The organism is Sphingomonas sp. (assembly GCF_035490575.1).
Lineage (GTDB): Bacteria > Pseudomonadota > Alphaproteobacteria > Sphingomonadales > Sphingomonadaceae > Sphingomonas.
Genome location: NZ_DATJLI010000020.1, coordinates 1 through 17,068 on the forward strand (window position 1 = coordinate 1; position 17,068 = coordinate 17,068).

21 protein-coding genes and 1 tRNA gene are annotated in these 17,068 nt (G+C 67.5%); 10 read left to right on the top strand and 12 right to left on the bottom strand.

What is annotated here, in order from left to right:
- On the top strand, positions 1–1,436 hold a 1,436-nt coding region (locus tag VL973_RS01330; protein ID WP_325282236.1), incomplete at its 5' end, for a tryptophan halogenase family protein.
- Positions 1,433–2,152 carry a SapC family protein gene (locus tag VL973_RS01335; protein ID WP_325282237.1) on the top strand — a complete coding sequence of 240 codons (720 nt, stop codon included), beginning with the start codon at positions 1,433–1,435 and terminating at the stop codon, positions 2,150–2,152. The genes VL973_RS01330 and VL973_RS01335, both read left to right, overlap by 4 nt.
- A gap of 98 nt (positions 2,153–2,250) precedes the next feature.
- Here the strand turns inward: VL973_RS01335 and VL973_RS01340 are convergent.
- Positions 2,251–2,325 (bottom strand) — tRNA-Gly (locus VL973_RS01340).
- A 190-nt stretch (positions 2,326–2,515) separates the two neighbouring features.
- Between VL973_RS01340 and VL973_RS01345 the strand changes: the two genes are divergently transcribed.
- Genes VL973_RS01345 through VL973_RS01355 form a run of 3 tightly spaced genes read left to right on the top strand, consistent with a single transcriptional unit; the run spans position 2,516 to position 4,244 of the window.
- Positions 2,516–3,412: a tetratricopeptide repeat protein gene (locus VL973_RS01345; protein WP_325282254.1), complete on the top strand. Its 897-nt coding sequence runs from the start codon at positions 2,516–2,518 to the stop codon at positions 3,410–3,412.
- Positions 3,409–4,017 (top strand): LON peptidase substrate-binding domain-containing protein, encoded by a 609-nt coding sequence (locus tag VL973_RS01350; RefSeq protein WP_325282255.1) that lies wholly within the window; start codon positions 3,409–3,411, stop codon positions 4,015–4,017. Before VL973_RS01345 ends, VL973_RS01350 begins: the two co-directional genes overlap by 4 nt.
- On the top strand, positions 4,014–4,244 hold the full coding sequence (locus VL973_RS01355) for a Trm112 family protein (RefSeq protein WP_325282238.1): 231 nt from the start codon (positions 4,014–4,016) through the stop codon (positions 4,242–4,244). The genes VL973_RS01350 and VL973_RS01355 overlap by 4 nt, the downstream gene beginning before the upstream one ends.
- Here the strand turns inward: VL973_RS01355 and VL973_RS01360 are convergent.
- From VL973_RS01360 to VL973_RS01370, 3 genes are all read right to left on the bottom strand, one after another.
- Positions 4,209–4,355 carry a hypothetical protein gene (locus VL973_RS01360; RefSeq protein WP_325282239.1) on the bottom strand — a complete coding sequence of 49 codons (147 nt, stop codon included), beginning with the start codon at positions 4,353–4,355 and terminating at the stop codon, positions 4,209–4,211. The two genes, VL973_RS01355 and VL973_RS01360, sit on opposite strands and share 36 nt — an antisense overlap.
- Positions 4,356–4,484: 129 nt before the next feature.
- Positions 4,485–5,612 carry a DNA polymerase III subunit beta gene (gene dnaN, locus VL973_RS01365; RefSeq protein ID WP_325282240.1) on the bottom strand — a complete coding sequence of 376 codons (1,128 nt, stop codon included), beginning with the start codon at positions 5,610–5,612 and terminating at the stop codon, positions 4,485–4,487.
- Between the two features lie 191 nt (positions 5,613–5,803).
- Positions 5,804–6,454 (bottom strand): outer membrane protein, encoded by a 651-nt coding sequence (locus VL973_RS01370; protein WP_325282241.1) that lies wholly within the window; start codon positions 6,452–6,454, stop codon positions 5,804–5,806.
- A gap of 165 nt (positions 6,455–6,619) precedes the next feature.
- Between VL973_RS01370 and VL973_RS01375 the strand changes: the two genes are divergently transcribed.
- Positions 6,620–7,069: a hypothetical protein gene (locus VL973_RS01375; protein WP_325282242.1), complete on the top strand. Its 450-nt coding sequence runs from the start codon at positions 6,620–6,622 to the stop codon at positions 7,067–7,069.
- 6 nt (positions 7,070–7,075) lie between these two features.
- On the opposite strand, the gene VL973_RS01380 is transcribed toward VL973_RS01375, so the two are convergent.
- Genes VL973_RS01380 through hemC form a run of 3 tightly spaced genes read right to left on the bottom strand, consistent with a single transcriptional unit; the run spans position 7,076 to position 9,533 of the window.
- Complete coding sequence (locus VL973_RS01380; RefSeq protein ID WP_325282243.1) at positions 7,076–7,939, bottom strand: hypothetical protein; 864 nt, start codon at positions 7,937–7,939, stop codon at positions 7,076–7,078.
- Positions 7,936–8,622 (bottom strand): uroporphyrinogen-III synthase, encoded by a 687-nt coding sequence (locus VL973_RS01385; protein WP_325282244.1) that lies wholly within the window; start codon positions 8,620–8,622, stop codon positions 7,936–7,938. Before VL973_RS01385 ends, VL973_RS01380 begins: the two co-directional genes overlap by 4 nt.
- Positions 8,607–9,533, bottom strand: coding sequence for a hydroxymethylbilane synthase (hemC, locus tag VL973_RS01390; protein WP_325282245.1), 927 nt, complete (start codon positions 9,531–9,533; stop codon positions 8,607–8,609). Before hemC ends, VL973_RS01385 begins: the two co-directional genes overlap by 16 nt.
- A gap of 38 nt (positions 9,534–9,571) precedes the next feature.
- On the opposite strand from hemC, the gene tsaD reads away from it, so the two are divergent.
- Positions 9,572–10,606, top strand: a complete 1,035-nt coding sequence (gene tsaD / locus VL973_RS01395; RefSeq protein ID WP_325282246.1) for a tRNA (adenosine(37)-N6)-threonylcarbamoyltransferase complex transferase subunit TsaD — start codon at positions 9,572–9,574, stop codon at positions 10,604–10,606.
- Positions 10,606–11,580, top strand: coding sequence for an NAD(P)H-dependent glycerol-3-phosphate dehydrogenase (locus tag VL973_RS01400; RefSeq protein WP_325282256.1), 975 nt, complete (start codon positions 10,606–10,608; stop codon positions 11,578–11,580). Before tsaD ends, VL973_RS01400 begins: the two co-directional genes overlap by 1 nt.
- Positions 11,581–11,586: 6 nt before the next feature.
- Here VL973_RS01400 and VL973_RS01405 read toward each other — a convergent pair whose 3' ends face one another.
- Both VL973_RS01405 and VL973_RS01410 read right to left on the bottom strand, forming a co-directional pair.
- A complete protein-coding gene (locus VL973_RS01405) occupies positions 11,587–11,748 on the bottom strand; it encodes a DUF1674 domain-containing protein (RefSeq protein WP_325282247.1) in 162 nt (53 codons plus the stop codon).
- 61 nt (positions 11,749–11,809) lie between these two features.
- Entirely contained in the window at positions 11,810–12,706 is an 897-nt protein-coding gene (locus VL973_RS01410) for a thymidylate synthase (protein WP_325282248.1), read from the bottom strand.
- 152 nt (positions 12,707–12,858) lie between these two features.
- Between VL973_RS01410 and VL973_RS01415 the strand changes: the two genes are divergently transcribed.
- Complete coding sequence (locus VL973_RS01415; protein ID WP_325282249.1) at positions 12,859–13,245, top strand: JAB domain-containing protein; 387 nt, start codon at positions 12,859–12,861, stop codon at positions 13,243–13,245.
- Between the two features lie 15 nt (positions 13,246–13,260).
- Here the strand turns inward: VL973_RS01415 and VL973_RS01420 are convergent, their stop codons facing one another.
- On the bottom strand, positions 13,261–14,040 hold the full coding sequence (locus VL973_RS01420) for an arginyltransferase (protein ID WP_325282250.1): 780 nt from the start codon (positions 14,038–14,040) through the stop codon (positions 13,261–13,263).
- 144 nt (positions 14,041–14,184) lie between these two features.
- Positions 14,185–15,438, bottom strand: coding sequence for a threonine ammonia-lyase (locus VL973_RS01425; RefSeq protein WP_325282251.1), 1,254 nt, complete (start codon positions 15,436–15,438; stop codon positions 14,185–14,187).
- A 76-nt stretch (positions 15,439–15,514) separates the two neighbouring features.
- Between VL973_RS01425 and VL973_RS01430 the strand changes: the two genes are divergently transcribed.
- Complete coding sequence (locus tag VL973_RS01430; RefSeq protein ID WP_325282252.1) at positions 15,515–16,369, top strand: NAD(P)-dependent oxidoreductase; 855 nt, start codon at positions 15,515–15,517, stop codon at positions 16,367–16,369.
- A gap of 7 nt (positions 16,370–16,376) precedes the next feature.
- Here VL973_RS01430 and VL973_RS01435 read toward each other — a convergent pair.
- Positions 16,377–17,068, bottom strand: a 692-nt coding sequence (locus VL973_RS01435; RefSeq protein ID WP_325282253.1) for a DUF4163 domain-containing protein, incomplete at its 5' end; no start/stop codon positions are given.

Sequence of the window (17,068 nt, forward strand, 5' to 3'; positions counted from 1 at the left end):
ACATTACCGTCCAACTGGTTGAATCACGGCGGATCGGCCCGATCGGGGTGGGCGAGGGCACCTGGCCCACAATGCGGAACACGCTGGCCAAAATCGGCATTTCCGAGGGCGATTTTATTCGCGAGTGCGACGCCACCTTCAAACAGGGCGCGCGCTTTGTCGGGTGGGCCGACGGCACGGGCGATGATGGTTATTATCATCCGCTGAACCCGCCGACCGGCGCGACCGAGCTGGACATGGCGCCTTATTGGCTGAACGACCGGCAGAGGTGGGGGAATCGCGATTTCGCTCATTGGGTCGATTACCAGGCCGATCTTTGCGATGCCGGCCTTGCGCCCAAGGCGATCACGATGCCCGGATATGCGGGCCAGGCGAATTACGCCTATCATCTGGACGCGGGCAAGTTCGTCGGCTTTCTGCGCGACTATGCCATCGGGACGCTGGGCGTCGAGCATGTCGAAGGCGAGGTCGTGCGGGTCGACAGCGCGCCCGACGGCGATATCGACGCGGTCGTGCTGTCCGACGAACGGGTGATTGCGGGCGACCTGTTTGTCGACTGCACGGGCTTTGCCGCGTTGTTGATCGGCGGGGTCTATCAAACACCGTTTCGCCGATGCGGCGACGTGCTGTTCGCTGATCGGGCGATCGCGATGCAGGTGCCCTATGCCCGGCCCGATGCGCCGATTGCGTGCCACACCCTGTCCACCGCCCAGACGGCGGGATGGATCTGGGACATCGGCCTGTGGGCACGCCGCGGCGTCGGTTATGTCTATAGCAGCGCACATCAGGACGATGACACGGCCGAGCGCACGCTTCGCGCCTATGTCGGCGCGCAGGCCGACGCGCTGTCGGTTCGCCGCATCGATATCGACGCCGGGCATCGCGAGCGTTTCTGGGTGCGGAACTGCGTCGCCATCGGCCTGTCGGCAGGCTTTATCGAGCCGCTCGAAGCATCGGCGCTGATGCTGGTCGAAGCGTCGGTCGACGCGGTCGCCGACCGCCTGCCGCGCACGCGGGGTTCGATGGACCTGGCTGCGCGCCAGTTCAACGACGCCTTCACCCATCACTGGTCACGGATCATCGAGTTCCTGAAACTGCATTATGTCCTGACCCGACGCGATGATTCGGATTTCTGGCGCGACAATGTGGCGGCCGCCTCGATCCCTGACGCGCTGCGGGAACAACTGGCTTTCTGGCGTGAGCAATCGCCGAGCGCGCAGGACTTCCCGCACGCCCGTGAGGTTTTTTCGTGGCCAAGTTATCAATATGTGCTGCACGGAATGCGATTCGACATGCGGGCCGATCGTCGCCCGCCGGGTCGGGCCGAGCCGTGGCTGCAACGAAACGCGCGTATCCGCGCCGATGCGATGGCGCGGTTGCCGCGTCACCGCGAACTGATTGGCGCAATCCGCGAACATGGGCTGCAAGCCGTATGACACGCATTCGGCCTCTCGATGCCGGAGCGCACCGCGACTTGCGCTTCGATCTCCTTCGCGGCGCGGCGGAAAGGCGCCTGGCGCAGATCGGCTTGTCGGAAATCGCGCTTGCCGCCGCCGACATGCCGTTGTGCCTGGCCAAGGACGGGGCGACAGGCCGCTTCAATCTGATCGCCCTGATGGGGCTGGTCGAGCCGGCGAACCTGTTCTGGCAGGGCGGGGCGTGCGTCGCGACCTATGTCCCGCGCGCCGCGATGCTGGGCGGATTTCGCATCGACCCCGCGGGGTGGGACGGGCTGGCGATCGATGAAGACGATGCCGCGTTCGGCAGCGCCGGAACGCCGATCTTCGAGGGTGATGCACTGGCCGCGTCGGTCGCCGGGGCCAGCGAGGCGCTGGCGCGGCTGGTCGAGGATATCGCGGTCGCGCGAAGCACCGTTGATGCATATGCCGCGCTGCGACTGATCCGTCCGCTTCGCGTGACGCTGACCTTTCGCGGCGGGCGCGAGCATCTGATCGACGGGCTGTATACGATCGCGGGCGCGCCGCTGGCGGCGCTGGACGATGCAGCGGTGCTGCGCCTGCACCGCGAAGACCGCCTGGCGCTGTCTGCGATTCTCGCAGCGTCGCTGGCGCAGGTCGAGCGGCTTCGGCAATTGCACAATGCCGCCGGATTCGCCCCGATCGACACGATCGCGCTTTCGGTCGCCGATTGATCCGGTTACGCCGCGGCGCGCGCCAGATGGAATGCATTCAGCGTAACATGAAAAACGACCCACAGGCCGCTCGAATATCGAAGTTTTCTTAGGAAAACTGGAGCGGGCGAAGGGATTCGAACCCTCGACCCCAACCTTGGCAAGGTTGTGCTCTACCCCTGAGCTACGCCCGCTCGGCGCTCGATCGGCCGGTTTCCGTGACGGGAACGCCGTGTCGAGGCGGCGGCCACTAGCATCGGGTTTTGCGCCGGGCAACCCCTTTCCTGCGAAAAACATCAGGGGCTTGGCCTTGGGGTCGGGAAGGCCCAAATGGGGCGAAGTCCGTTTGAACCGCAAAAGGGGTGCCGCTTGGCCACGCTGGGAATGTCCGCCGCCGACAAGGACGCCGTCGAGGCGTTTCGCCGCGACATCGTCGAACCGTCGATGCACGCGCTGGTGATCGTCTACTTCACCGCCGAATGGTGCGGCCCGTGCAAGGCATTGGGTCCGATCATCGACAAGGTGGCGGGTGAATATGCCGACAAGGGCGTGCGGCTGGCGAAGCTGGATGTCGACAAGAACCAGTTCATCGCCGCGCAGTTTCAGGTGCGATCGGTCCCGACCGTCTATGTGATGTTCCAGGGGCAATTGGTGGCGGACCTGGGACAGGCGCGCACCGAATCGGCGCTCAAGACGATGCTCGACCAGATTCTGCGCCAATTGCCGGTCGAGGGCGAGGCGCAGTCGGCCGAGGCCGAGATCGAGCCGCTGGTCGCCATGGGCGAGGAAGCGCTGGGCGAGGGCGATGCGACCCGCGCGCTGTCGATTTTCGACCAGCTGGCCGAGATGGCGCCCGAACATGGCGGCGTGGCGGGCGGCCGCGCACGGGCATTGGTGGCGCTGGCCCGGATCGAGGAGGCGCGGGACGTGCTCGCCGCCCTGCCCGAGGATGCGGCCAAGACACCCGAAGTGGCGCGCGCCCATGCCGCGATCGCTCTGGCGGCGGAGGCCGCGCCGGTCGACGACCTGTCCGCGCTTCGCGCGCGCGTCGAGGCGGCGCCCGACGACCTGGCGCTGCGCTACGAACTGGCTGGCGGGCTGATGGCCGCGGGTGAGCGCGATGCCGCCGCCGAGCATCTGCTGGCGATCGTGCAGGCCGAGCGCGACTGGAACGACGGCGCGGCGCGTCAGCGGCTGCTCAAGCTGTTCGAAGTGGTCGGCCTGGAAGATCCATGGGTGTCGCAGCAGCGCCGCCGCTTGTCGGCGATCCTGTTCGGATGACGGCGACGCGTCTCTCGATCTTTCCGTTGGGGGGCGCGATCCTGTTTCCGGGAATGCACCTGCCGCTGCATATCTTCGAGCCGCGCTACCGCGCGCTGGTCGGCGATGCGCTGGCGCGCGACCGGCGGATCGGCATGATCCAGCCGCGCGGAGAGGGCGATCCGCCGCCGCTGTTCGAAACCGGCTGTGTCGGGCGCATCATCGATGTCGAGGCGCATGAAGATGGCCGCTATGACATCGTGCTGGAGGGGGTGTCGCTGTTCCGCGTCGACCGTGAACTGGTCGTGACCACGTCGTTCCGTCAGGTCGACGCGACGTTGCTGCCAGCGCCGGAGGCGGAGACGCTGGCATTGGGGATGCGGGCATCGATCGAAATCGAATCGCGGCGCTTTGCCGATGCCCACGGCTATGCCGTCGATTGGGAAGCGGTCACGCGGCTGGATGACGAAAGCCTGGTCAACGGGATCGCACAGATCGCGCCGTTCGACATCGCGTCGAAGCAGGCTTTGCTGGAAGCGCCCGCGCTGGATGTTCGCGCCGAACTGCTGATCCAGTTGATGCAGTTTTTCGGCCGCCACGGACAGGATGATGCGACCCTGCAATGACCGCCACGCTTGACCCATGGCTGCTGGAAAAGCTGGTCTGCCCGGTAACGCGCGCGCCGTTGCGGCAGGTCGGGGACCAACTTATTACCCCGGACGGCGCGATTGCTTATCCGATCGTCGAGGGCGTTCCCGTTCTGCTGGCGGAGGCGGGACAATCATCATTGCCCCGCCCCGTAACCGCCGATGCGATATCAGAACACGATCAGCGCGACCGTGACCCAGAATGACGTCAGCGCCAGACCGATGGTGGTGTAAACCGCCCGGTTGCTGATCCGTCCTTCGAACTCGATCTGGTGGCTGCCCGAGATTGCACCGGGAGTCGAAAAGCTATGCGACACGAGACCCTCTCCATTTCGTCTTATTTCTGAAACAGATTATGGCGTTTTTAACGTGTCGCCAAGGCCTTCCGATCCCTCTTTTGGGCCATAATTGCCTGCAAAAGCTGCACCTTGCAGCGCAGCGTCGCGTCAGACGCGCATTGGCATCAACACATAGAGCGCCGGGCTTTTGTCGTTTTCACGGATTAGCGTCGGCGCCGAGGCGTCGGCGAGGTGAACTTCGACCGTATCGCCCTCGATCTGGTGAAGGATGTCGAGCAGGTAGCGGCTGTTGAAACCGATCTCCAATGCGATCGACGCGTATTCGCCGGGCACTTCTTCGGCCGCAGTGCCGTTTTCGGGGCTGCTGACCGATAAGGTCACCTTGTCACGATCGACCGCCATCTTGACCGCGCGGGTCTTTTCGGTGGCGATGGTCGACACGCGGTCGACGCCGTCCATGAAACTCTTGGGATCGAGCTTGAGCAGCTTGTCGTTGGCGGTCGGGATGACGCGCGAATAATCGGGGAAGGTGCCGTCGATCAGTTTCGAGGTCAGGATCGCCTGGCCCAGGTCGAACCGGATCTTCGATGCGCTGAGCGACACGCCGACCGATGCGTCAACTTCGTCGAGCAGCTTGCGAAGCTCGGTCACGCATTTGCGCGGCACGATCACGTCGGGCATCGCCTCCGCACCGTCGGGCCGGGCGATGGTGACGCGCGCCAGCCGGTGGCCGTCGGTCGCGGCGGCCTTGAGCACCGCATGCGCGCCGCCCGGACCGCCTTCATCGGCAACGTGCAGGAAGATGCCGTTCAGATAATAACGTGTCTCTTCGGTGGAGATGGCGAAGCGCGTCTTGTCGATGATCGCCTTCAACGCTTCGGCCGGCAACTCGAACTGGGTCGGCAACTCGCCCTCGGCGATGACGGGGAAATCGTCGCGCGGCAATGTGGCGAGCTGAAAGCGCGCGCGGCCCGCCACGATGGTCAGCCGGCCCTCCGCCGCGCTCAGCTCGACCTGCGCGCCTTCGGGCAGTTTGCGGGCGATGTCGAACAGCGTGTGCGCCGACACCGTGGTCGCACCCGCCTGATCGACGGCGGCGGCGACGGTTTCGTCGATCTGGAGATCGAGGTCGGTGGCCATCAGCCGGATCGAGCCGGACGCCTGCGCGTCGATCAGCACGTTCGACAGGATGGGGATGGTATTGCGCCGCTCAACCACCGACTGGACATGGCTGAGCGCCCTCAACAGAGTCGCGCGTTCAATCGTCGCCTTCATCTCAATCCCCCGGGCCGTCGCCCAACCGTGAAGTCCACTTCCTCCGCGCCGGAGCGCGGCCGACGGCACGCCATGCCTCAGCCCACTATCTCTAGCGCGAAAAAGGGCCGGAGCAAGAAGCTCCGGCCCTTCGATCGACTAGGTGGCGAGGGTTAACCGCTCGCTAATGAAGCAGTCGCCCCGCCACGGTATCAGAAGCGCCAGCCAAGGCCTGCGACGACCTGATGACGGTCGGTGTCAACGTCGAAGTTCGGCGTGGTGCCGCCATCGGCGAACTCGAAATTGGCCGACTCGTAGTTCGAGTAGCGATATTCGACCTTGGCGAAGGCGTTGGTGCCGATCGCGCGTTCGACGCCGGCGCCAAGACGCCAGCCGTCCAGCTCGTAATTCTCGTCGCGGATGGTGGTGCCGTCGCCGCCCAGCAGGTTGAGGCGCGCATTGGTGTAGCCGCCCTTGGCATAGAGCAGCGTGCCCGGCGTCACCTGTGCGCCGACGCGCGCGCCGACATAGATGTCGCGGCCGGTCGATACTTCGCCAAAGCCGAAGGTGTTGGGATTGACGCGGTTGGTCTCCACCTCGCCCGTCGAGTCGGTCAGTTCGGCCTCGACACCGACCACGGCGCCGCCAAAGCCGAAGTCATAGCCGGCTTCGACACCGTAAAGGAAACCGTCGACGGTCTGGTCGACGCCGTCGATATCCTCGCTGCTGCCGGGCCTGATGCCGTCATAGCCGCCCAGCACGGCGATGCGCGGACCGGTGAAGGTCGGGTCGACGGTCTGCGCGAAGGCGGGGGCGGCGAAGGCGGTCGAGGCGACCAGCGCGGCGGCGATTGCGTAACGCATATAAAACTCCTTACGTGAACACACCCGGCGTGCCGGGCGGAGCGCTCAAATGGGTGCGCTGCGGCAATGTTGCATGAACCTCAGATAAACAACGAATTTCGTTGTATTTACGCAACAGGGGATTGAAAGGCGGATGACCGGGATTAGCGGCGGGGACGCACTACGATGCTGACGCTGCTGGCGATCGGCCTGATGATGACGCAGGTGCGAGAGCCGATCGGCATTCACGGCGACTGGGGTGCATTTCAGGCGCGGTCGCCCCGGCGCTGCTTCGCGATGGCGGCTCCGGTGCAGGCGCGCCGCGCGGCGTTCGTCAGCGTCACCCATTGGTCAGGCGCGGGCGCGCAACTGCATGTCCGGCTGAGCCGTCCGCGCGCCGAAGCCGCGCGCGTAACCCTGACCATCGGCAGTCGGCGGTTCCGGTTGAAGGCCGGGCCGCGCGACGCCTGGGCGCCGGATGTGGCCACCGACCGCGCGATCATTGCGGCGATGCGCGGCGGACGCAGCCTGAGCGTGGAGACCATGGGCGCCAACCGCCGGCCCTTTGCCGATGTGTATCGCCTGTCGGGCGCGGCGACCGCGATGGATGCGGCGGGCGCGGCCTGTGCCGGATAAGGCGGCTCAGCGCGCGGGCGGCGCGGCCTCGGTCGGGGTCGGCTGTGGCGCGGGCGGATCGGGCAGCGACAGCGCCGTGGCCTCGATCACGTCGAGCGCGCGGCGGGCGCGGATATAGCGGCGCGCCGCCTCGATCCAGCTCGACGCGCCCGATGCGCCGGGCATCCGCGATACCTCGGCCATGGCGGCTTCCAGCTGGCCCGCGTCGATCAGGCGGCGGGCGCGCGCCAGCCGGTCGGCGGGGCGCGCGCTGGGCGTGGTTTCCTCGCGCAGCACGACCAGCCCCGACAGTTCGCGCCGGAACGCGGGCCACCAGCCGTCGCGCGCGCCGCTCATCAGCGTGGGCGCCATCGAATCGAGGCCGAGGCGCAGGTCCTCCAGCGTCACCGGCGTGGCTGCCGCGGTGGTGACGGCGGCGACGGCATTGGGGCGGATCGCGCCGAACCGTTCACGCAACTGGCGATCGACATAGCCGAGCGGCAGGCCACGATCGAGGGCGCGGCGTGCGGCAAAGGCAACCAGCACGCCCTCAGCCCGCGTCGCATAGCTCGATGCCGCGCGCGAATCGCCCTCGATCGCCTGAAGCCGGTTTTCGAGCACTTCCAGGCGGGCCGCGAGCGTGATTTCGCGTGCGTAGAGCGAGGTGAGGTCGGCACCCGGTTCGGACGCGACGGGGCGGCTGGCGGCGAGGGGCGCGGACGTGGCCGCGACCTTCGTGTCGCTCTCGCGCCAGCGTTGCCATGCCGGACCCAGCCACCACAAAGCGACGACGATCCCCAGCACCAGCGCGACCAGCAGCGCCAGCGCCCAGGCCACGCCCCGCCGGCGTCGCGGCGGACGCGCTTCGAACGACACTTCGTCACCGATCATGCGGCCTTATCCCCGCCGCCATCGCCGGGGTCAATCGAAAGCGCGGCGCGCACGAGCGCGTCGTCGTTGGGCCGGTCGATGGTAATCGCACGCCGCCAGCCGCCACCCGCCGCCGCCAGCGCCGCCGGGCTGATCGCGGCGACGGCGGTGCGCGCGCGCGGCAGTCCGGCGGCATCGACGCACGCCGCCAGCCGCGCGCCGGCGCGCGGCGAATGGATCAAAGCGACGGCATCGGTCAGTCGTTCGACGCCTTCGGGAGCGACCGGCTCGCTGGCATAGACGGTGATGGGCGTGACGCCCGCCACCGGGCGATGTTCGCGGCCGGCCAGATGCAGCGGATGCTGACAACCGCGTTCGCGCAGCAGCGTCGCGGCGGCTTGGGCATCGCCGCTGCCGGTGGCCACCACCAACAGGCCCGCTGCGCGTGCCGCATTCGCCGTCGCGCCCCCAACCGCGACGACGGGCAGCGCGGACAGGCGCGCCAGCCCCGGTCCGGCATGGCGAACGGCATTGGCGCTGGTGAGCAACAGCGCATCGAACGCCGCCGGATCGGGAACTGCCCAGTCGAGCGGCCGCACTGCGAACAAGGGCATCGCCACGCCGTCTCCTCCCGCCGCTGCAATGCGCGCGAGCGTCGCGGCATTGCCGGGTTCGGGGCGCAGGACGATCAGGCGGGCGGGCAACGGCCGAACCGCGCACAGACGGCGGTGGGGGCGCGGGCGATCAGGTCGTCGGCCAGCGCGATCGCCATCGCCGCGCCGTCATCGCCGGTGATCGAGCCGTTGACATGCTCGCCACCGTCCTCGCTCAGCAATTCGGCGTCCAGCACCAGCCGCCCCTCCACGATGCGCGCATGGGCGGCGACGGGCGAATGACAATCGGCGTCGAGCGCGGCGAGCAGCGCGCGCTCTGCCCACACGCAGCGGCTGGTTTCGGGATGATCGACCGCGCCGACCAGCGCGCGGGCAGCGTTATCCCCGGCGCGCACCTCGATCCCGATCGCGCCCTGCGACGGGGCGGGCAGCATCATTTCCAGCGGAATCGGCGTGCCGACATCGTGGCGGCCCAGCCGTTCCAGCCCGGCGGCGGCCAGCAGCGTGGCGTCGGCTTCCCCCGAACCCAGCTTGGCCAGCCGCGTGTCGACATTGCCGCGAAAGGAAATGATCGACAGGTCGGGGCGCAGTTTCCGCAATTGCGCGGCGCGACGGGGGGAAGATGTGCCGATGACGCCCCCTTCGGGCAATTCGTCGATCGACGCCGCCCCCACCAGCCGGTCGCGCACATCGGCGCGCGCCAGCATCGCGGCGACGGTGATGGCGGCGGGGCGGATCGTCTCCACATCCTTCATCGAATGGACGGCGCAGTCGATTTCGCCATCCAGCAGCGCGCGGTCGAGTTCCTTGGTCCAAAGCGCCTTGCCGCCGATTTCGGCGAGCGGGCGGTCCTGCACCCGGTCGCCAGTGGTGCGGATGGGGATGATTTCGAAGTCGAGCGGATCGCGGTCATGCGCGGCGGCCAGCAGGCCGCGCACCAGATTGGCCTGGGTCAGCGCCAGCGGGGAACCGCGCGTACCGATGCGAAAGGGTTGGGACATGGCCTTGTGCTAGCCCGGCGCACGGCTAGATGGAAGCGATGGCGCTGATCCTTGGCCTCGAATCGAGCTGCGATGAAACCGCCGCCGCGCTTGTCACCAGCGACCGCCGCGTGCTGTCTCACAAGCTGGCGGGTCAGGAAGCGGCACATGCCCCCTATGGCGGGGTGGTCCCCGAAATCGCCGCGCGCGCCCATGCCGATGTGCTGGCGCCGCTGATTTCGGCTGCGTTCGAGGAAGCGGGCGTGACGCTGGCCGATGTCGATGCGGTCGCGGCGACCGCCGGGCCGGGGCTGATCGGCGGGGTGATGGTGGGGCTGGTGACGGGCAAGGCGCTGGCGCATGCGGCGGGCAAGCCGCTGATCGCGGTCAATCATCTGGAGGGCCATGCGCTCAGCCCGCGATTGTGCGAACCCGATCTTGCCTTTCCCTATCTGTTGCTGCTGGTGTCGGGCGGGCATTGCCAGTTGCTGCTGGTGCGCGGCGTGGGCGACCATGTGCGGCTGGCCACGACGATCGACGATGCCGCGGGCGAAGCGTTCGACAAGACGGCCAAGCTGCTCGGCCTGGGGTTTCCCGGCGGCCCGGCGGTCGAGCGTGCCGCAGCGTCGGGGGATCCAGCGGCGGTGCCGCTGCCGCGCCCGCTGGTCGGGTCGGGCGAGCCGCATTTTTCCTTCGCGGGCCTGAAAAGCGCCGTCGCGCGCGCCGCGCAGTCGGGCAATTACCGGGTCGAGGATATTGCCGCATCGTTCAGCAAGGCGGTGGTCGATTGCCTGATTGACCGCACCCGGCTGGCTTTGTCGCGCACAACCGGCGCGACGGCACTGGTGGTGGCGGGCGGTGTCGCCGCCAACACGGGTGTGCGCGACGCGCTCCAGTCGCTGGCGCACGGCCATGACCTGCGCTTCGTCGCGCCGCCGCTGTGGCTGTGCACCGACAATGCCGCGATGATCGCATGGGCAGGCGTCGAACGCTTCGCCGCCGGGCTGACCGATCCGCTCGACGCCCCGGCGCGCGCGCGCTGGCCGCTCGATCCCGATGCGGCGCCGGTGCGTGGGGCGGGGGTAAAGGCATGATGCGGATCGGGGTCATCGGCGCGGGCGCGTGGGGCACCGCGCTGGCACAGGCGGCGGCGTCGGGCGGGGAGGATGTGATCCTGTGGGCGCGCGAGGCCGACGTGATCGACAGCATCAACGCCGATCACGTCAATGCCGTCTTCCTGCCCAAGGTGCGGCTGTCGACGGCCGTGCGGGCGACCGGCGACCTGAGCGATCTGGAACAGGCCGATGCGCTGCTTGTGGTGGTGCCCGCCCAGCATGTCGGCACCGTTTTGTCGGGCATCACCGTCGGCACGCGCCCGCTGGTGCTGTGCGCCAAGGGGATCGAGGTGCGGACGCGGCGGCTGGTCAGCGAAATCGCCGCCGATGCCCAGCCACAGGCGCCGCTGGCGGTGCTGTCGGGGCCGACATTCGCCCATGAAGTCGCCGCCGGACTGCCCACCGCCGTCACGCTTGCCTGCGCCGATGCGGTGCTGCGGGAGGCCTTGTCCGAACGGCTGGCGACCCCGGCGCTGCGGCCCTATGCCAGCGACGATGTGGTCGGTGCCGAGATCGGCGGCGCGGTCAAGAATGTGCTGGCGATCGCGTGCGGCGTGGTCGACGGCGCGGGGCTGGGCCAGAATGCGCGCGCGGCGCTGATCGCGCGCGGCTTTGCCGAGATGACCCGATATGGCGTCGCGCGCGGCGCGCGGCCGGAAACGCTGGCGGGCCTGTCGGGTCTGGGCGACCTGGTGCTGACCTGTTCATCGACCAGCAGCCGCAATTTCTCGCTCGGCGTCGGCATCGGTCAGGGGCGGTCGGCAGCCGCGATGATGAGCGACCGGCGCACCGTGGCGGAAGGTGCCTTTACCGCGCCGGTGCTGCGCGAAGATGCGCGGCTGCGCGGTGTGGAAATGCCCGTGACCGAAGCGGTCTGCGCGCTGCTGGAGGGGGCCGATGTCGATGCCGTTGTCGAGCGGCTGCTGGCCCGGCCGCTGCGCCCAGAGGCCTGATCGACGTCAGAAATCGACGGCGATCCCCTTAAGCTCCCAGTCGCCGTAGCGGACGGGATCGCGACCCAGCGGATCGTCGCCCCGTTCCTTGACCGCTTCGGGTTTGGGCACCGGCGGGCTTTTGGAGAGATAGGCGGGCGGCTTCACATGCGGGGGGCGCTGGCCCATGTCAGGCTCCTTGATCGACCCTCAAGCAGATGGCGTGCGCTTTGCAAGGATCAAGGGTGGGTCAGACCGCGACATCCCCCTTGATCGGTGGATGCGGATCATAGCCGTCGACCGCGAAATCCTCGATTTTGTAATCGTCGATGCTGGCGGCATGGCGCGTGAGCCGCATTGTCGGCCATGCCCGCGGCGTCCGCGACAATTGCTCGCGCGCCTGGTCCAGATGATTGAGATACAGGTGCGCGTCGCCCGCCACCCAGATCAGCTCGCCCGGCGTCAGCCCCGCCTGCTGCGCCAGCATCAGTTGCAGCGCGGTCGCGCCGACGAAGTTGAACGGCGCACCCAGCAACAGGTCGACCGAGCGCTGAAACAACAGGCAGTTCAGCCGCCCGTCCAACGTGACATGATATTGATAGACCATGTGGCACGGCGGCAGCGCCATCGTGTCCAGTTCGCCGACATTCCAGCCGTGGAACAGCATCCGGCGGCTGGCCGGGTTGGTCCGAAGCGTGTCGACCAGCGTGGCGATCTGGTCATGTTCGCGCCCGTCGGCACCCAGCCAGCGGCGCCATTGCCTGCCGTAAACCGGGCCAAGCTCGCCCCAGCGCGCGGCAAAGGCATCGTCCTCGACAATGCGCTGCTCGAACGCGGCCTGTTCGATCGCTTCTCCGGTTTCGCGGCGATAGGCGGCCAGCGGCCAGTCGGTCCAGATCCGCACATTGTCGCGCAGCAGCGGCTGGATATTGGTGCCCCCGGTCAGGAACCACAGCATCTCGCGCACCGCCGTTTTCCAGTAAACGCGCTTGGTCGTCAGGATCGGCACCTGCCCGCCCGACAGGTCGAAGCGCAGCATCGCGCCGAACAGTGACCGCGTGCCCACGCCCGTCCGGTCGATGCGCTGGTCGCCATGCGCCAGCACATGGTCGATCAGGTCGAGATACTGAAACTCTGGATTCCGCATCGTCATGCTCCGCCGCGCGCCGGGCGCGGATTGCCGTCAGTGGGTTGTCGCATCGCTAGTCGCGATCGGTCCCGAAACCTAGGGGTCATGGAAAACTCCGCAATGGACCTGCTTGTCGAGGCAATACCGATTTTGCGTGCAATATTCGGCGGATGGGCAGGGTTGTCGAGACGGTCAGGGACTTGTCGGAAGCGCGCGCGATCTTTGCGCCAATCGCGGCGCTGAGCCACGAGGTCGCGGCATTTGCCTATCTCGACCGGTCGCACCGCGTCATCGCGCTGCGCCATACGCCCGCCGGTTCGGTCGCGGCGATCACCCTGCCGATCCGCACCGTCGCGCGGGAGGCGCTGTCGCTCGATGCGGCGGGGCTGTTGATGGCGCATAATCACCCGTCGAACGATCCCAGACCGAGCACCGCCGATATCGAAGTGACGCGGCGGTTCGCACGCGCGCTGTCGGTGCTCGACCTCAAGCTGATCGACCATCTGATCCTGACGCGCAGCGGCGTGGCGAGTTTCCGGGAACTGGGGTTGTTATAGGCGACCGGCCGGGGATCAGGCCGGGGCGGCGAGCTTTTCCGGCATCGTGGCGGGCGCCGTCGTCTCGTCCAGCAATTGCCAGCCCCCGGCGCTCAGGACCTCGACCGGCCTGAAGCGCGCCTTATACGCCATCCGTGCCGACCCGCGCACCCAATAGCCCAGATAGACATAGGGCAGCCCCACGGCGCGCGCGCGGGCGATGTGGTCGAGGATGATATAGGTGCCAAGGCCGGGCCGGGCCGTTTCGTCGGGATCGTAATAGCTGTAGATCATCGACAGGCCGTCTGACTGCTGATCGGTGATGCACGCTCCCACCAGCCGACCGGGGCGGTCGCCGCTTTCCGGTTCGCGATATTCGACGATATAGGATCGAACGGGGCTGTGCTCGACCATGTCGGCATAATCCTGTTCGTCCATGCCGGCCATCCCGCCGCCGGGATGGCGCGCGTCGAGATAGCGGCGCAGCAATTGATATTGCTCGTCCGTCGCCCAGGGGCGGCAGGCATTGACCTCAAGATCGGCCATCCGGCGGATCAGCTTGCGCTGCGTCGCGCCGGGCGCAAAGCCGTCCGCGACGACGCGCACCGACTGACAGGCGTTGCACGACGGGCAACTGGGGCGATAGGCGACCGACTGGCTGCGGCGAAAACCGATGCGGCCAAGGGCATCGTTCAGCTCGCCGGCATGGGGGCCGTTCAGCTCGGTGAACACCTTTCGCTCCTGCCGATCGGGGAGATACGGGCACGGCGACGGGCTGGTCACGAAAAAGCGCGGAAAACGGAACGGCGCAGTCACGCTTGATCGGGTCCTTCATGACGCGCGGCGACAGGCGGCGCCCGGATAATATGGCTGTGCCGCAAAACGATGAAAAGCTGGTTTACCAGCGCCGCCCCATCCCGCCCCGCGCGGGGGCCGGACGATTTTTCGTATCGGCGCCGGTCAGGCCAACTCGACCAGGCTCACTTCATAATGCGAATCGCGCAGCGCGCCGATCAGCCGGTCCAGGTGCGCGCGGTCGCGCGTTTCGCATTCAACGTCCAGCGTCAGCCCCTTGACCGGCAGCGTCGTGAAGATGCGCTGGTGATAGAGTTCCAGAATGTTGACCCCGACCTGATCGAAGATGCGCGACACCTGAAACAGCGCGCCGGGGCGGTCCTGCAACCGGATGCGAAGCCGCGCGAGACGGCCCGAGCGGGCAAGGTTTCGCAGCAGGACATTGGCCAGCAGCCGGGTGTCGATATTGCCGCCGCACAGCACGATGCCGATGTGCCGCCCGGCAAAGCGTTCGCGATGTGCCAGCAGCGCCGCCAGCCCCGCCGCGCCCGCGCCCTCGACCACAGTCTTTTCAATCTGGAGCAGCAGGCTGACCGATTCCTCCAGATTGCGTTCGCTGACCAGCACGATGTCGTCGACCAGCGCGCGCACGATCCGGGCGGTCAGGCCGCCAGGCTCCTTGACCGCGATCCCCTCCGCCAGGGTGTCGCCGCCGATCGGCAGGTCGGAACCTCGCATCCGATTATACATCGACGGATAAAGCTCGGCCTGCACGCCGATCACCTCGATCGGGCGCGGTTGCGCCTTGGCCACGCTGGCGATGCCGGAGATCAGCCCGCCGCCGCCGATCGGCACGACAAAGGTGTCCAGCCCCGGTGCATCCTCCAGCATTTCCAATGCCATCGTGCCCTGTCCGGCGACGATGCGCGGATCGTCGAACGGGTGGACAAAGGTATAGCCGTTCGATGCCTCCAGCGCGCGGGCATGGGCATAGGCCTCGTCAAAGGTTTCGCCCTCCAGGATGACGGTCGCGCCATGCCCTTCGGTCTGCATCACCTTCACCGTCGGCGTGGGACGCGGCATGACGATGGTGACGGGGATGCCCAAGCGGATGCCGTGATAGGCAAGCCCTTGTGCGTGATTGCCCGCCGATGCGGCGATCACGCCCTTTTCGCGCTGTTCGACCGGCAGTTGCAGCAGCGTGTTGAGCGCGCCGCGCTCCTTATAGGCAGCCGTGAACTGAAGATTCTCGAACTTCAGATATACTGTTGCACCGACCATCGCCGACAATGTCTTGCTGACCAAAGTGGGCGTGCGGACGACCGATCCCGCGATTCGCGCGCGCGCCGCCAGCACATCGTCGAGGGTGACGGGCACATGGGTCGAAACCGGGGCGGGCGAAGCGGACTGCGTGGACATGCCGTCGCCCTAGCCGATCGTCGCGGGTCGGGAAACCGGGTTGCGATTCGGGTGACAGGCCATATGGATCGGGGTCATGGCTAGGATCGCATATCTGGGACTGGGCGTGATGGGCGCGCCGATGGCGCGGCATCTGATCGCGGCGGGGCACGACGTCATCGGCTATAACCGTACCCGCGCCAAGGCGGAGGCATGGGCAAGCCAGCATGGCGGCCACATCGCCGATAGCCCGGCCCACGCAGCACAGGGTGCGGATGCGGTCATTGCGTGCGTCGGCAATGACGATGATCTGCGCGAAGTGACATTGGGCGAAAAGGGCTGTTTCGCCGCGATGGGCGCGAGGGCGGTGTTCATCGACCACACCACGGTATCGGCGGCGATCGCGCGCGAACTGGCGGATGCGCGCGCGCTGGTGGTCGACGCGCCGGTGTCGGGCGGACAGGCCGGGGCCGAGAAGGGCGCGCTGTCGGTGATGTGCGGCGGCAGCGACGAAGCGGTCGCGGCGGCGCGTCCGTTGATGAACGCCTATGCCGCGCGCATCGTCCATGTCGGTGCGGCGGGCGCGGGCCAGACCACCAAGATGGTCAACCAGATCTGCATCGCCGGCGTGTTGCAGGGCGTGGCAGAGGCGCTGCGCTTTGCCCAGGCATCCGACCTCGACCTCGACAAGGTGCTGGAGGCGATTTCCGGCGGCGCGGCGCAAAGCTGGCAGATGGTCAATCGCTGGCCGACCATGGCCAGGGACGAATTCGACTTCGGCTTTGCGATCGACTGGATGCGAAAGGATCTGGGCCTGACGCTGGAGGAGGCCAAGCGCAACGGCGCGACGCTGCCGATGACCGCGCTGGTCGATCAATTCTATGCCGAGGTGCAAAAGGCGGGCGGCGGGCGGCTGGATACCAGCGCGCTGGTCACGCGCCTGCCGCGCTGACGCCGGTTCAGCGCGCGGCGAATGCCTCGCGCCATTCGGGCCGCACCGCCGCCAGGATCGCGGGCGTGACCGGCAGCGTCAGGTCATAAGTCCCCTCAGCATAGGGTCCCGCGACATAGGGTCCGACGAGCAGGCCGATGCGGTCGATCCGCTGGCTGTCGGTCGACCCCAGGATCAGTGTCGTCTCCGCCACTTCGGGGCAATCGTTGAACGGGTCGTCCGATCGTTTGACGGGCGCGCCGCGTCGTCCCTGTCGCGCGCGGTCCAGCCGCTGGCAAAAGGCATCGCCCATCGCCGACTGGATCGCGTCGGCGGACGTGAACATCTCGGTCGGGGCCATTCGCTTGCCCGCTGCCTTGTCCCACACCAGTGCGTCGAAGCCGGGGCTGCCATGCGCGCCGCCGGTATAGGCATAGGTTTCTGCCGACAGGCTGAGCAGGCGCGGGGTGTCGGTCACGACCCTCCACTCCACGCTGTCGTCATAGGGGCGATAGGGAAAGCCCTGCTTCTCGGTTTCGCGCCGCCATTCGCGCGTTTCGCGTTTCAATGCGGTCAGCGCTTCCTCACGCTCGGCATCGAGCGCACTGGCGAGCGCCGGGATCGCGGCGGCCTGGCCGGGATAGGCATAGGCAAAGCTGTAGTCGTCGGTTTCCAGCTTGACCCGGCTGGCAGCGGCGGGCGGCGCGGTCGGGGTGGGAG